This is a genomic window from Candidatus Accumulibacter cognatus (assembly GCF_000584975.1).
GTDB lineage: Bacteria > Pseudomonadota > Gammaproteobacteria > Burkholderiales > Rhodocyclaceae > Accumulibacter > Accumulibacter cognatus.
Genome location: NZ_JDST02000051.1, coordinates 1 through 14,059, shown reverse-complemented (window position 1 = coordinate 14,059; position 14,059 = coordinate 1). Strand labels below are relative to the sequence as shown.

Sequence of the window (14,059 nt, the reverse complement as noted above, 5' to 3'; positions counted from 1 at the left end):
CAGCCAGTGAACGCCATTCTTGCACCCGAACCGTTGATTTTTGTCGACCTGGAAACCAGCGGCGCCAATTTTGCGAACGACCGGATCATTGAAGTCGGCCTGATCGAAGTCGACGCGAATGGCGCACATGAATGGAGCGTCCTGGTCAATCCCGAAACACCTCTGTCCTCTTTCATCACCGGGCTCACCGGCATCGATGACGCCATGCTCCGCTCTGCCCCCACGTTTCGGCAACTCGCGCCGGCGCTGCTCGACCGGCTGCGCGGGCGCTTGTTGATCGCGCACAATGCGCGCTTCGACTACGGCTTCCTGAAAAGCGAGTTCGCACGGCTCGGCGTGGATTTTCGGGCATCCAGCCTGTGTACGGTCAAGCTTTCACGCAAGCTGTTTCCAGAGCATCACCGCCACAGCCTCGATACCCTGATGATGCGCCATGGCCTCCGCATTGCGGGTACTCGTCACCGTGCGCTAGCCGACGCGCGTGCACTTTGGGACTTGTGGCGGTGCTGGCATCGGCAACTTCCCGCCGCAACCATCGAAAGCGCGGTCGCGGCGATTGTCGGTCGCCCCGAATTGCCGCCGCAGATCGACCCTGCACTGATCGACGACCTGCCCGAAGCGGCAGGTGCTTATGCGTTTTACGGCAGAGACGGTCGCCTGCTGCTGAGCCGGCGCAGCAGCAATCTCCGCCAGCAGGTCCTGGCACATTTCACGCCGGACAAGCGCGACACGGCCCTGATCCGCGACACCTGGCAGATCGGGTGGCGTGCTGCAGCTGGAGAATTCGGCGCACGCCTGCGCCAACTCGAGCTTTCCCACTCGATACCAGAGGCCAGCCCGACGGTCGGGGATCACGCTGTGCAGCGACACACGGTAGCCAATGGACTCTGTTCGTGGCAACTACGGCAACAGGCCCAGGGCGACTTCCGGCCGCAACTCGTTTTTGCCGAAGACATCGATTTTGCACTTGCCGATGATCTGTTCGGCCTGTACCCGACTCGTCGCGAAGCGCTGCGCAGCTTGCGCACGCTCGCCGACGCACACCGTCTGTGCCACCGGCAGCTCGGGCTTGAAGAAACGGGACCAGGGGAAGCCTGCACCTCCTACCGGCAGAAGAACTGCCGCGGCGTCTGCATCGGCAAGGAAGGCGTCGGGTTGCACAGCGCCCGGCTGCTGACCGCGCTGGCAAAGTTCAGAATCAGGACCTGGCCTTACCAGGGAGCAGTGGTCCTGATCGAGCGTGATGAATTCGGCATGCGCGAAGACCTGCATCTGATCGATCGCTGGCGCTTGCTGGGCACGCTGCACAGCGAAGAAGCCGTGCAGGCGTGCCTGGGTGATGGCCCAACTGCGAGCCGCTTCGACCCCGATATCTACCGGCTCATCGACAAGGTCCTGCAAGCCGGCAAGCTGCGCGTGCGTCCCTGCCCCGGATTCTCACCTTGAGCGCTCGATAGCCTCCGGATTGCCGGGATGTCCACCGGCCTTGCGCAAGAGGTCGGCGATGTCGGTATTCTCGGTCTTCAGCGCCCAGTCGATGGCCGTCGCACCCCGTTCGTTGGCAATGTTCGGATCGGCGTTGTTCTGCAACAGGAGTTCGACGACCTCGAGATGTCCAAAGCGTGCGGCAAACAGCAGCGCCGTCGAACCATTGGCCGTCGTTGCATTGACCTCGGCACCCTTCTTGAGCAGGTAGTCAACCACCGCCGCATGGCCGTTGAACGACGCGTAGATCAGTGGAGGCCAGCCGTACAGGTTGACGTCTGCGCCCGCTTCAACCAGCCGTTTGACGAACGGCAGCTTGCCCTTATAGGCGGCCAGGCTCAGCGCGGTCTCGCCGTTGCGGTTGCGGCTATTGATGCGGGCGCGGCGCTTGAGCAGGTAATCGAAGAAATCCATGTTGCTGCGCTGGACAGTCTGCATCAGCAGCGTGTTGCCCAAGGCATCGACTGAATTGACATCCATGCCGCGGTTGATCAACTGGATCGCCCAAGGCGTGTCACCGGAGATCAGCGCCTCCTCCATGTCTTCGTACACTCCGGCCGCGGCCAAGGAGGGGAGCAGCAAGGCAAACAGCAAAGCGATCATTTTCATTGAGGAACTTTCGTGCGGGCATCAGGAAACAGTCGGAAGAAATTGCGGGTGGTGGCGTCTACCAGGTCCTGGTAGCTCAGGCCACGCAGTCTTGCGATCTCTTCGGCAACATGTTTCACGTAAGCAGGCTGGTTGGTCTTTCCCCGATACGGGACCGGTGCGAGATAGGGTGAATCGGTTTCAACCAACAGGCGGTCGAGTGGCACACGCCCTGCCACCTCCCGCACCGTCAGCGCATTCTTGAAGGTAACGATGCCGGACAGGGAAATGTAAAAACCCTGATCAAGCGCCGCTTCGGCGACCGGCCAGGTCTCAGTGAAGCAATGCATCACCCCGCCAGCTTCGCCGGCCTCCTCTTCCCGCATTACTCGCAGAGTATCGGCCGCCGCCTCCCGCGTATGGATCACCAGCGGTTTGCCAGCAGCACGGGCAGCGCGAATGTGCGTACGGAAACGCTCTCGCTGCCACTCCGGAGCATCCTTGTGCCAGTAGTAATCCAGCCCGGTCTCACCGATGGCAATGATTCGCGGATGGCGAGCCAGTTCGACGAGTTCGTCAGGCGTCGGCTCGCGAACCCCGGTGCTCTCGGGATGAACGCCGACCGACGCCAGAATCGTTGGCCAGGCCTCGGCCAGCATCAGCACCCGTGGCAGGTCTTCGAGCGTGACGCCGATGCACACGGCACAACCCACCCCATTCTCGTGCATCGATTCAAGCACCTGCTCGATATGACCAGACAACTTCGGGAAATCGAGGTGACAGTGGGAATCGACCAGCATCCCCATCAGACGGTATGGGTCGGGCGACCGGACTGCATCACGCCGCCGAGCAGTCCTTCGATGCGTCTGCGCGCCTCGATGCCACTTTCGTCGTTCTTGAAATGCACTCCAATTCCCTGGACCTTGTTGTTATGCGCGCCGACCGGAGTGATCCAGACGACTGTACCGGCGATCGGCAATTTGGCCGGGTCCTCCATCAGCGACAACAGCATGAACACCTCATCGCCCATGCCATAGTTGCGGTTGGTCGGAATGAAGATTCCGCCGTTGCGCAGAAGCGGCATGTACGCCGCGTACAACGCCGACTTCGAGTTGATGTTCAGCGACAAGACGCTCGGGCGCGGTGCAGCAGGGGCTACAGGCTTGCCGGGATTTGCTTCTGCCATATCCTTCTCAAGGGGTTCGGAACAGCCGCGCGTAGCTCAGGAAAAATTCTTCGAGAAACAGGCGGCTGTTCAGGGGTTGCTCGCATTGAGCTTTGTATTGTATCGCCTTTCGGTGCAATGCCAAGAGCTTGCGAAGTTCGGTGGTTTGCGCCAGACCTTGCAGCAGCGGCGTCTGCCCCAGAAAATAGCGGGGCGGCAGACCCTCGCTCGTCAGGCTGAGGTCGAACAGCCACCTCTGCGCCCAGTCGACAACGCGTTTCAAAGGTGCCGGGCGCTTTTCGGCCTTGACCAGCTTGTCGAGGCTGGCGGCGGCGACCAGAGGGTCGAGTTCCCGGCCACGCGAGAGCTGCGCGAGCAGCGAATCGAGCAACACGCGTTCGCCACTGCCGCTCAGGGCAAGCGCCAGCAGCGGCGAACCGCCAGCCAGCGCCAGCCAGCTTCCAGCATCGCTGACCCCGGCATCACGCAACCACTGCCTGGCAACCCCATTCGCCGGGCTACGCACGGGCATCATCTGACAGCGGCTACGGATCGTCGGCAGCAAGCGGTGGGGTTCGCTGGAAACCAGGAGAAACAGGGTCGCAGCGATCGGTTCTTCCAGTGATTTGAGAAGCGCATTGGCAGTCGAGCGATTCATGGCCTCGGCCGGGTTGAGCAACACCACGCGCACGCCATGACGGTGTGTACCGACATGCAGGAAGTCATCGAGCGCCCGCACTTGATCGATCGTGATCTGCTGGCTGGGCTTCTTCTTGCCCGTCTCTTCGCCCTCCCCGGCTTCAGCCGCCACGTCGGCAACGAGCGCGCCGGGCTGCAACAGGCGCAGATCGGGGTGATTGCCTTGCGCCAGCCAGCCGCAGGCCAGGCATTTGCCACAGGCCTCGCCGGAAGCAGCGAGGTCTTCGCAGAGCAGTGATTCAGTAAAAGCGCGAGCCAGCTCGAACTTGCCAATTCCCCGCTGACCGGCCATCAGCAGCGCGTGCGGCAATTGCGCTCGCCGCGCGCGAAGTTCTTGCCAGACCGCAGAATGCAATTCGATGATATTCATAAACAGTGTCTTGCAATCGTTTCTTGAATCAGTTTACGGATGACTTCCGGAGCCTGGGCAGCGTCGATGACCTGCATGCGCTGTGGTGCGGCGGCCGCACGTTCCAGATAGGCATGGCGCACGCGTTCATGAAAATCGGCCCGCTCCTGTTCAAAACGGTCGAGGTCACGTGCCTGGACCGCGATGCGCCGACCAGCGATGACCGACGGCAAATCGAAAAGCAGAGTCAAATCCGGCTGCAGATGGGGATGCACCCACTGTTCGAGCTGCACGAATTTCAGCCTGTCGAGGCCACGACCACCGCTCTGGTAGGCGTAAGTGGCATCGCTGAAACGGTCGCAGACTACCCAGTCGCCGCGTTCTAGGGCCGGTTCGATGACCCGTTCGAGATGCTCGCGGCGAGCCGCAAACATCAGCAGCGCTTCCGTCTCGAAGTGCATCGCCTGGTGCAGCAGCAGTTCCCGAAGTTTCTCACCAAGCGGCGTCCCTCCCGGTTCCCGGGTGACCAGCACCGTCCGGCCATGGTTGCCAAGGAAGGCTGCGACGTCGGCCAGATGACTGCTCTTGCCGGCGCCGTCGATGCCTTCAAAGGTGATCAATTTGCCGCGCGGTTTGTACTCACCTTGACTCAAGGCTTGCCCCCTCTCTGATAGCGCGTTACCGCCTGGTTGTGTTCGAGCAGCGTATTTGAAAAATGGCTCGTGCCATCGCCACGGGCAACAAAATACAGCGCATCGCTGGGCGCAGGGTGCAGTGTCGCGCGCAAGGCGGCCAGGCCGGGCATGGCGATCGGTGTCGGTGGCAGGCCTGCGCGTTTGTAGGTATTGTAGGGCGTATCGGCCAGCAGGTCGCTTTTGCGCAGGTTGCCATCGAAGTGGTTACCCAGGCCATAAATCACGGTCGGGTCGGTCTGCAGGAGCATTCCCTGGCGCAGACGGTTGACGAATACCGCCGCCACCAGCGAGCGATCCTGGTCGCGCCCGGTCTCCTTTTCGACGATCGAGGCCATGATCAAGGCCTGATAGGGATCACCATAAGGCAGACCGGCTGCCCGTGCGGACCATTCGCGCGCCAGATGCCGCTGCATCGCGCGGTAGGCGCGCGCCAGCAGTTCGACATCGCTGCTTCGTTTGGCAAAAAGATAGGTGTCGGGAAAGAAGAGTCCCTCGGCAGCAGTCTCCGGCACACCCAGCAGGCGCATGATCTCGGTTTCGGGAATGCCCGTGGTTTCATGGCGGAGTTCCGGATGCGCATCGAGGCGCTCGCGCATTTGCCGGAAGGTCCACCCTTCGATGAAGGCCAGTTCCGCCTGCGTGAAGTCGCCACGGGTCAGTTTCCTCAACAGTTGCAGTTGCGTCACACCGTGGGCGATTTCGTAACTGCCGGCCTTGATCGAAGATTCGACGCCCAGCATCCTGGCGAGCAGGATCAGCGCCCAGGGATCGAGTTCGATACCAGCCGCAGCAATTTCACGGGTCGCGGCGCGGAGGCTGCTGCCGGGCGTGATCGTGAAATCGACCGTCGTGCGCTCCAGACTGATCGGCGTCAGCAGCACGCTGGCGAACAGCGCGCTCAACAGCACGCACACCACCACAAAAAAAACGACCAAGCGATAGAGGATTTTGCGCATCAATCCTGCGCAACCGGCAGGCTGCGGGGCGGGAACGAGGGAATGGACCTAGAGTGGCTCTATAATAGCCGAAACGCCCTGCCCTGAACCGGACCCGCGGGCTGCGGATCGCCGACCGCGGGTGAAGGCCACGGACCAGAGGCTTTGACGCTCAAGATTTCATGGAAATGAGGCAACAATGAACTCGATCTGGCAGGACATTCTGGGATCTTCCGGCGCACACATCGAAAACGGTTTGCTCAACGATTTTGGCGATGCCGCCACAGAACTGGCGGCGGCGGCTACGACGACCATCGTTGCGCCCATGGCCCACCTCGGTGTGATCAGGGTCAGCGGCCCTGAAGCCACCACTTTTCTGCATCATCAATTGACCAGCGACGTCAAGCATCTAGCGAGTGACGCTGCGCAGTATTCGGCCTGGTGCTCGGCCAAGGGGCGGATGCTCGCCAGCTTCCTGATTTTCCGCGTCGGCCCCGACTATCAGTTGCAACTGTCCGCCGATCTGCTGCCGGCAATCCACAAGCGTCTGCAGATGTTCGTTCTACGCAGCAAGGTGAGCATCGTTGACCCGTCTGGCGATTGCGTACTGATCGGGATCGCCGGTCCGCAGGCCGAGGCGGTACTGCAAACCGTCCTGCTGCCAGTCCCCGCAAGTCCCTTGAACACCGCTGTTTTCGCGGCTGGGGCCGTGATCCGCCTCGATGGCCACCGTTTCGAAATTCTCGTCCATTGCGACACCGCCCCGACGCTGTGGCAGGAACTGCGCACACAGGCCCGACCGGTTGGCACCGCTGTCTGGCAATGGCTGGATATTCAGGCCGGCGTGCCGCTGATCAGCGAGCGCACCAGAGAGGAGTTCGTTCCGCAAATGGCGAATTTCGAGCAACTCGGAGCGATCAGTTTCCATAAGGGCTGTTATCCCGGCCAGGAAATCGTCGCCCGCACGCAGTACCTCGGCAAGGTCAAGCGCCATCTCTACCGTGCCCACTCGACCACGCCGATGGCGGCCGGCGATGCGATCTTCTCGCCGTCGAGTCCCCAGCACCATTGCGGCATGATAGCCAACGCCGCACCGGCGCCGTCGGGTGGCTACGATGCCCTGGCGATCGTTCAGGAGAACTTCGTCGGCGCCGGGAATCTGGAACTCGGTGCTCCGGGGGGTCCGCGCCTTGATCTTCAGCCGGTGCATCGCGCCATCACTACGCCTTGAGCGCAGGCCGCGATGTGCCTGATTGTCCTCGCCTGGCAGGCGCACCCCGACTATCCGCTGGTCGTCGCCGCCAACCGCGACGAGTTCTTCGCCCGCCCTGCAGCGCCCGCCGCTTTCTGGCAGGAAGCCCCGCAGGTGCTCGCCGGGCGTGACCTCGAGGCCGGCGGTACCTGGCTGGGCGTCAGTCGTGCGCAACGTTTCGCCGCCCTGACCAACTATCGTGAGGGCGGCAAACAGGACCCCGCTGCACGCTCGCGTGGTGCACTGGTGGCCGATTTCCTGACCGGCAACGCCAGTCCGGCGGCGTACCTGGCCGGGATCTCGGCCGCCGCCGCCGACTACAACGGCTTCAACCTGTTCGTTGGCGACGACCAGTGCCTGGGCTATTTCAGCAACCGTGGTGACGACCAGCCGCGCTGGCTGGAGCCTGGCCTCTACGGCCTCTCCAACCACCTCATCGACACGCCCTGGCCGAAGCTGGCCAGCGCCAAGGCGACCTTTGCTGCGGCCCTGTCAGGACTGCCGGCGTCGGCGCCGTTCTTCACGCTGCTCGCCGACCAGGAGATCGTCCCCGATGCCCACCTGCCCGAAACCGGCGTGCCGCTCGAATGGGAGCGTATCCTCTCGGCGGTCTTCGTTCGCTCCGAAAACTACGGCACGCGCGCCTCGACGCTGCTCAGCAGGCACCGCGACGGGCAGACCACGCTGATCGAGCGAAGTTTCGATGTCGACGCCCGGGTCACCGGCGAGGTCTGCGAGCGCTTTCAGTCCTCTAGGATATCGACCGGCGTGTAGGGCGGCACCAGATCGAACAGTTCGACAATGTCGGCGTTGCGCATGCGAATGCAGCCGATCGATCCGGGGCAGCCCATCGGCGTCGTATCCGGGCTGCCGTGGATATAGACGTAACGGCGCATGGTATCGACCCGGCCCAACCGATTTCGACCGGGTTCGCATCCGGATAACCAGAGGATGCGCGTGAGAATCCAGTCTCGCTGCGGAAATCGTTCGGCAAGTTCCTTGCCATAGATCTCGCCAGTCGGCCGGCGGGCGGAAAAAACGGTGTTCACAGCTTCGCCGGTACCAATCTTGGCGCGGATCAGGTGCCTGCCGCGCGGCGTGCAGAAACTGCCCGACACTTCCCCCGGACCATTTTTTGCGGTGGACACCGGATAGCAACGCAGCACCTGTCCGGAGTCGTCGGAGAGGGTCAACGTCTGTCTTCTGATGGAGATCTCGATGTGCATGCTCACTCGCGGCTACGCCGTGCTGCAAAAAACCCGGACAGCAACTGCCCGCATTCGTCGGCCAGGACGCCGCCGACGACCGCTGTGTGATGGTTGAGGCGCGGTACTGCAAAGAGGTCGACGACACTGCCATGCACACCGGTCTTGGGATCGCGCGCACCGTAGATCAGCCGGGCAATGCGTGCCTGCAGCACCGCGCCGCCACACATCGCGCAAGGTTCAAGCGTCACGAACAGCTCGCAGCCGGGCAAACGGTAGTTGTGCAGATTGCGCGCGGCGTCGCGCAGGGCGGCGATTTCGGCGTGCGCCGTTGGATCGTTTTCGCCGATCGGCGAATTGAAACCGCGTCCGACGATCACCCCATCACGAACCACCAGCGCGCCAACCGGGACTTCGCCGAGGCATTCGGCGGCTCGCGCCAGGGAAATCGCCTCGCGCATGAAAAATTCGTCGTTCATCGATGGCATTCTACTGCAGCACAGAGGCAGGCTGCTGAGAATGCCTCGATCTGAAACCGACGACATCCCCTGACGAAAGGCGAGCATTGGTACCCAGCGACCGCTGAACGTACTGCTGCGACCCCTTCACCGCTCGCCAATCCATTCGATCAGAGAACCGCAGTGTTCGTATGCAGGCTCTCTTGATTCAGCATCAGCTCCTGAGCCACTTGCGCAGCATGTGGTCGAAAACGATGAAAAGAATCATGCAGGCCATGAGAGCGAAGCTGGCGTTGGCAAACCCGTCGAAAAACTGGGGCGAGGCAACGGGCGATGCTTCCTTGATCGAGTAATGATACGACGCGCCCGCAGCCGACAGACTACGTTCTGCCACCTGTCCGTAGGCTTCCTGGATATTCGCCGCCGCCAGTTTCATGGTCTCGGTTCCGCCAGGAGTTTCGATCGTCGCGATATAGGTTTTCATGGTTTCCTCAGACTCTCAACGCATACCATACATGGCATCAGAAGTGGTCAGTGTTGTTGCGCCATACAGTCGGCATCAATTCAACAAGGCCGTTGCTGCCCTCTCTTACGAGAGCCATGTTTCAGCTGTGGGAAGGAAACCAAGTACCCGCACGAATGTGCCTGGAGCGAGGTAACCCAGCCACCCTCCTGTCATTCCAGGTTAGGGTCTGCAGCTTTGCGTCCGGAGCTTTCACCCCGTTTGCCATTTGTCTCGTGAAGCCATTATATGTCTGGACCGCAAACCTGCCGTGAAAATTCTCACGCACGCACGCAGGTAATTACTTGCTCAACAAGCCCATTCGTCCAGGGCCAACACGATGCCACCTTCCCCGAGCGCCTGTTCACCTACAACTACCGGCTCTACGACCGCTATCGTCGCCCGGTCGCCAGCCTGGCCGTGCTGGCCGATGACCGCGAAAGCTGGAAACCCACCCACTACGGCTACCAACTGTACGGCCGCGAGGTCGGCATCCACTTCCCAACGGTCCAGATCCTGGACTACGCCCGCCAGATCGAAGCCTTGCTGGAAGATCCCAATCCCTTCGCCCTGGTCACTGCTGCGCACCTGTTCACCCGCAGAACGAGGGGGTGACCTGGAACAGCGGTACGCGGCAAAATGGCAACTGGCCAAGCTGCTCTACGAACGCCACTGGGACAAGCAGCGCATCATCGATCTGTTCGGCGTCATCGACTGGCTGATGCGATTGCCGAACGAATTGGAGCAACGACTTCTGCAAGAAGTCTACACACGGGAAAGGAACGTCACCATGCCCTACATCACTTCTGCCGAACGCTTTGGAATTGAAAAAGGACGACAGCAGGGACTGCAGCAGGGGCTGCAGCAGGGCGAAGTCGCCCTGCTGCAGCGCCAACTCTCGCGCCGGTTTGGTCCCCTGCCTGACGCTGTCCGCGACCGACTGACCAGCGCAAGCATCGATCAATTGGAAATCTGGGCGATCAGGGTACTGGATGCCGAATCGTTGAACGAAGTCTTCGATCAGCGAGAGTAGCCCGTAGCCCGGATGGAATGACAGTGAATCGAAACTGGGGAATACCGCATCTCAAACCACCCTGCAACTCGTCAGCGGTTCCGCCTGACGAAGGAAGACGGGGGGATCATGAAATTTTATCAATGCGTTATTTCAAGACCTCGCTGCCTGCTCTCGCTGCCGAACATCTACCACGGAAAAAGCACATGACCACGGTTCAGATCACATTACCCGACCAACTTTCACAGGAAGCCCAGCGCGCTGGGCTGCTGTCGTCGACCCAACTGGAACGTTGGTTGCGCGAGCAACTCAAGATCCAGCGCATCGATGAATGGTTTGCGACAATGGACCGCATGGCATCCAGGAGCGAGCCGATCGTGCTGAAAGCCCCGGTAGGGGCGGGAAGAGAACATTGCACGGAGTTTAAAAATCCGACAGCCGGAATCAGAATGCTCGGGGGCTGCCATTCAAGTGGAGTAGGTTGGGCTGAGGTACGAAGCCCAACAGCCAAGATGGTTACCCTGGATCGTTGGGCTTCGTACCTCAGCCCAACCTACGGTCTACGGGCTTTTGCCGCCCGTTCCGCTCGGCACGGGGAAGTCCCTTTCATTCGTCATTAGCACTCATCATGGTGTTGCGCGGGCTATTTTCGGCACTATTGCTTGTCACAAGCCTATTGGCTTTCATTTTCGGAACGTATATCGCGCTCAATACAGAGTCTCCTCCAATCATGCGGCGTCTTCATCACACTGCATTGGTTGAGGAAGCATCTGCTTTCGTAAACCACCATGCCGCTCATCATGGCCGCATGCCCACGACCAAAGAATTCGAATCATGGGCTATTCGCAGATGGGGAGAAGATTTCTACTTCAGTTACTCCAGCCCTTCAGACGCTTCTCAAACGAATTACACGTTTGAATTTCTGGAGGGCGATTGCAGGGTTAAGTGGAGGCTTGACCTACCCGGCATGGTTGAGGTCTCGGCAGCCGACTACTTTCTTGCGGGAAGTCAGCTATCCGACCTGCTCCTATTCTTCGGCATTGGCTTAGCAACACTTCTGGTTGCCGTAGTGCTTGTGTTATAGGCGGAAGTGGGTCACACACACGGGGTCTTGAAATCACGCATGCGTGATTTCAAGACCCCAGCAGTGCGTTTCCGGGTGCCAATCCACAGACTTCTCCGGTGGCGGAAATACCGCTGGAAGCCCGGCCAGAGCTGGAAATCGGGCTGCGGCGCAGGTGCAAGAAGATCGAACACCTGGGGTCTGCGCGCTCGCGGCTCTGCGGTCAACCGCTGCTGCAGGCGGCCTACGTCGAATTCCCGGTGCACTGGCACGCATGCGCCACTTCAGGAGTCCAGCGTTCTGCGGAGGGGCCGGGTGCGACCTGGCTCAACTACTTGCTCAACAACCTCATCCCACGCTCCAGCCCATCGAGCGTCAGCGGGAACATCCGCCCCCCCATCAGGTTGTAGATCAGCGAGGTCGATTGCCGGTATGGCCACGACTGTTCCGCCTCGGGGTTGAGCCAGATTGCGTGCGGCCAGGTGTCGGCAAGGCGGCGCAACCAGGTCGCGCCAGGTTCTGCGTTGTGGTATTCGATGCAGCCGTTGGGCTGGATGAGTTCGTAAGGACTCATCGACGCGTCGCCGACGAAGATCAGCTTGTAGTCGTTGCCGTATTTGTGCAATACGTCCTGGGTGGCGATGCGCTCGCTGTGGCGACGTCGATTATCCTTCCACAGACGGTCATAGACGCAGTTGTGGAAATAGTAGTGTTCGAGGTGCTTGAACTCGCTGCGGCAGGCCGAGAAGAGTTCTTCGCAGACGCGGATGTGGTCGTCCATCGAGCCGCCGATGTCGAGGAACAGCAGCACCTTGACGGCGTTGTGACGTTCCGGGCGCATGTGCAGGTCGAGCCAACCGGCGTTGCGCGCGGTGCCGGTGATCGTGCCTTCGAGGTCGAGTTCATCAGGCGCGCCCTGGCGGGCAAAACGGCGCAGGCGGCGCAGCGCGACCTTGATGTTGCGCGTGCCGATTTCGATGCGATCGTCGAGGTTGCGGTATTCGCGCTTCTCCCAGACCTTGACCGCCGAGCGGTTCTCGCTCCTGCCGCCGACGCGGATTCCTTCGGGATGCGTGCCGCCGTGTCCAAACGGCGAGCTGCCGCCGCTGCCAATCCATTTGTTGCCGCCGGAATGCCGCTCCTTCTGTTCGGCGAGGCGCTGTTTGAAGGTTTCCATCAGCTTGTCCCAGCCGAGTTTTTCGAGTCTGGCGCGTTCGGCGTCGCTCAGATGCTGCTTGACCGCCTGCCGCAGCCACTCTTCGGGGATCAATACGTCCATCCCCGGCAGCGCCTCGACTCCCTTGAAGTACTCGCCGAACGCGCGGTCGAACTTGTCGAAATGGGTCTCGTCCTTGACCAGGGCGGCACGCGACAGCACATAGAAGTCGTCGATGCTCTGCTCGATGACATGCTGCTGCAGCGCTTCGAGTAGGGTCAGAAACTCCTTGATCGAGACCGGCAAGCGGCTCGCCTTGAGGTGCAGGAAGAAGTCGATCAGCATCGTCGCTGCCCGAGTAGCCTCAGCGGTTCTGACGCGCCATGAAAATCAGGCGCTCGAAGAGGTGTACGTCCTGTTCGTTCTTCAGCAGCGCGCCATGCAGCGGCGGGATCGCGGACTTCTGATCCTTGCTGCGCAGCACTTCCGGCGGAATGTCTTCGGCCAGCAGCAGCTTGAGCCAGTCAAGCAGTTCCGAGGTCGAGGGCTTTTTCTTCAGGCCCGGAATCTCGCGCAGTTCGAAGAAGACCTCCAGTGCTTCGCGCAGCAGCGTCGGTTTCAGGCCAGGGAAGTGCACGTTAACGATCCTGGTCATCGTCTCCTTGTCGGGAAAGCGGATGTAATGGAAGAAACAGCGGCGCAGGAAGGCGTCGGGCAGTTCCTTCTCGTTGTTCGAAGTGATGAACAGTACCGGCCGGTGGCGCGCACGCACCTGCTGACGGGTTTCGTAGACGAAGAATTCCATGCGGTCGAGTTCGCGCAACAGATCGTTGGGGAATTCGATGTCGGCCTTGTCGATCTCGTCGATCAGCACCACCGACGGCGTTTCGCATTCAAACGCCTGCCAGAGCACACCCTTGACGATGTAGCTGCCGATGTCGGCAACCTTCGCCTCGCCGAGCTGCGAGTCGCGCAGGCGCGACACCGCATCGTATTCGTAGAGCCCCTGCTGCGCCTTGGTCGTCGATTTGACGTGCCACTCGAACAGCGGCAAGCCCAGGGAAGCGGCCACCTCTTCGGCAAGCATGGTCTTGCCGGTCCCCGGCTCGCCCTTGATCAGGAGCGGGCGCTGCAGGGTGATCGCGGCGTTGACGGCGAGGGTCAGGTCGCGGGTGGCGACATAGGTATCGGAACCGGAAAAGCGCATGGGAGTGATCCTCTCGAAGAGGGTCTGATTCTACCCGTAAATTTCACAACAGGGGTCGGGCGGCAGCGCTTCAGCCTTTCATGCGAAAGTGAGGATCGTCAGTGCCTGGAAAAGCCGAAAAATATGTGTATCGACGGCGATCGTCGCCTCGCCGAAAGCGGTGTTGAGGACCACGTTGGCGGTCTTGCGACCGACTCCCGGCAGAGCTTCGAGGGCTGTGCGCGAGTGCGGGACTTCGCCGCCATGTTGTTCAAGCAACTGCCGGCAGGTGGCGAGATTGACGCTCTT

General features: G+C 61.0%; 17 protein-coding genes, 1 pseudogene and 1 riboswitch. Of the genes and pseudogenes, 6 read left to right on the top strand and 12 right to left on the bottom strand.

The genetic code is table 11. The annotated features are described in order from the left end of the window. Positions 1-6 precede the first annotated feature (6 nt). Positions 7-1,446 (top strand): 3'-5' exonuclease family protein, encoded by a 1,440-nt coding sequence (locus AW06_RS10030; RefSeq protein WP_034949334.1) that lies wholly within the window; start codon positions 7-9, stop codon positions 1,444-1,446. Here the strand turns inward: AW06_RS10030 and AW06_RS10025 are convergent. From AW06_RS10025 to mltG, 6 genes are read right to left on the bottom strand one after another with little or no spacing between them, the layout of a single operon-like run. Continuing rightward, on the bottom strand, positions 1,438-2,094 hold the full coding sequence (locus tag AW06_RS10025; protein ID WP_046535413.1) for an ankyrin repeat domain-containing protein: 657 nt from the start codon (positions 2,092-2,094) through the stop codon (positions 1,438-1,440). The genes AW06_RS10030 and AW06_RS10025 overlap by 9 nt on opposite strands. Next, positions 2,091-2,873, bottom strand: a complete 783-nt coding sequence (locus AW06_RS10020; RefSeq protein WP_034949372.1) for a TatD family hydrolase — start codon at positions 2,871-2,873, stop codon at positions 2,091-2,093. The genes AW06_RS10025 and AW06_RS10020 overlap by 4 nt, the downstream gene beginning before the upstream one ends. 5 nt (positions 2,874-2,878) lie before the next feature. Then, a complete protein-coding gene (locus tag AW06_RS10015; protein ID WP_034923085.1) occupies positions 2,879-3,259 on the bottom strand; it encodes a PilZ domain-containing protein in 381 nt (126 codons plus the stop codon). Positions 3,260-3,266: 7 nt separating this feature from the next. After that, complete coding sequence (gene holB, locus AW06_RS10010) at positions 3,267-4,307, bottom strand: DNA polymerase III subunit delta' (RefSeq protein WP_034949332.1); 1,041 nt, start codon at positions 4,305-4,307, stop codon at positions 3,267-3,269. After that, positions 4,304-4,939 (bottom strand): dTMP kinase, encoded by a 636-nt coding sequence (gene tmk / locus AW06_RS10005; protein WP_034949329.1) that lies wholly within the window; start codon positions 4,937-4,939, stop codon positions 4,304-4,306. Before tmk ends, holB begins: the two co-directional genes overlap by 4 nt. Next, the gene (gene mltG / locus AW06_RS10000) at positions 4,936-5,937 is read right to left on the bottom strand and encodes an endolytic transglycosylase MltG (RefSeq protein WP_034949327.1); all 1,002 of its coding nucleotides are present in this window, start codon (positions 5,935-5,937) and stop codon (positions 4,936-4,938) included. Before mltG ends, tmk begins: the two co-directional genes overlap by 4 nt. Before the next feature lie 178 nt (positions 5,938-6,115). On the opposite strand from mltG, the gene AW06_RS09995 reads away from it, so the two are divergent. After that, the gene (locus tag AW06_RS09995) at positions 6,116-7,147 is read left to right on the top strand and encodes a folate-binding protein YgfZ (RefSeq protein ID WP_034949324.1); all 1,032 of its coding nucleotides are present in this window, start codon (positions 6,116-6,118) and stop codon (positions 7,145-7,147) included. Between the two features lie 12 nt (positions 7,148-7,159). Beyond that, positions 7,160-7,942 carry an NRDE family protein gene (locus AW06_RS09990; RefSeq protein WP_034949322.1) on the top strand — a complete coding sequence of 261 codons (783 nt, stop codon included), beginning with the start codon at positions 7,160-7,162 and terminating at the stop codon, positions 7,940-7,942. On the opposite strand, the gene AW06_RS09985 is transcribed toward AW06_RS09990, so the two are convergent. The 3 genes from AW06_RS09985 to AW06_RS09975 form a co-directional block, all read right to left on the bottom strand. Beyond that, entirely contained in the window at positions 7,912-8,394 is a 483-nt protein-coding gene (locus tag AW06_RS09985; RefSeq protein WP_034949320.1) for a L,D-transpeptidase, read from the bottom strand. The two genes, AW06_RS09990 and AW06_RS09985, sit on opposite strands and share 31 nt — an antisense overlap. Before the next feature lie 2 nt (positions 8,395-8,396). Continuing rightward, positions 8,397-8,852: a tRNA adenosine(34) deaminase TadA gene (gene tadA / locus AW06_RS09980; protein ID WP_171047291.1), complete on the bottom strand. Its 456-nt coding sequence runs from the start codon at positions 8,850-8,852 to the stop codon at positions 8,397-8,399. A gap of 193 nt (positions 8,853-9,045) precedes the next feature. Further along, positions 9,046-9,315, bottom strand: a complete 270-nt coding sequence (locus AW06_RS09975; protein ID WP_034949316.1) for a hypothetical protein — start codon at positions 9,313-9,315, stop codon at positions 9,046-9,048. Between the two features lie 167 nt (positions 9,316-9,482). Next, positions 9,483-9,570: riboswitch (cyclic di-GMP riboswitch) on the bottom strand. A 12-nt stretch (positions 9,571-9,582) separates the two neighbouring features. Between AW06_RS09975 and AW06_RS20350 the strand changes: the two genes are divergently transcribed. The 3 genes from AW06_RS20350 (at position 9,583) to AW06_RS09965 (ending at position 10,965) form a co-directional block, all read left to right on the top strand. Then, complete coding sequence (locus tag AW06_RS20350; protein ID WP_171047290.1) at positions 9,583-9,948, top strand: hypothetical protein; 366 nt, start codon at positions 9,583-9,585, stop codon at positions 9,946-9,948. Positions 9,949-10,123: 175 nt separating this feature from the next. Beyond that, positions 10,124-10,366, top strand: a complete 243-nt coding sequence (locus AW06_RS09970; protein WP_273704577.1) for a DUF4351 domain-containing protein — start codon at positions 10,124-10,126, stop codon at positions 10,364-10,366. Positions 10,367-10,488: 122 nt separating this feature from the next. Continuing rightward, positions 10,489-10,965 carry a hypothetical protein gene (locus AW06_RS09965; RefSeq protein WP_034949313.1) on the top strand — a complete coding sequence of 159 codons (477 nt, stop codon included), beginning with the start codon at positions 10,489-10,491 and terminating at the stop codon, positions 10,963-10,965. Positions 10,966-11,739: 774 nt separating this feature from the next. Here the strand turns inward: AW06_RS09965 and AW06_RS09955 are convergent. The 3 genes and pseudogenes from AW06_RS09955 to AW06_RS09945 form a co-directional block, all read right to left on the bottom strand. Next, positions 11,740-12,909: a VWA domain-containing protein gene (locus AW06_RS09955; RefSeq protein WP_034949309.1), complete on the bottom strand. Its 1,170-nt coding sequence runs from the start codon at positions 12,907-12,909 to the stop codon at positions 11,740-11,742. A 19-nt stretch (positions 12,910-12,928) separates the two neighbouring features. After that, positions 12,929-13,771 carry a MoxR family ATPase gene (locus AW06_RS09950; protein ID WP_034923111.1) on the bottom strand — a complete coding sequence of 281 codons (843 nt, stop codon included), beginning with the start codon at positions 13,769-13,771 and terminating at the stop codon, positions 12,929-12,931. Between the two features lie 114 nt (positions 13,772-13,885). Further along, positions 13,886-14,059: pseudogene (locus tag AW06_RS09945) on the bottom strand (endonuclease III); the annotation flags it as partial.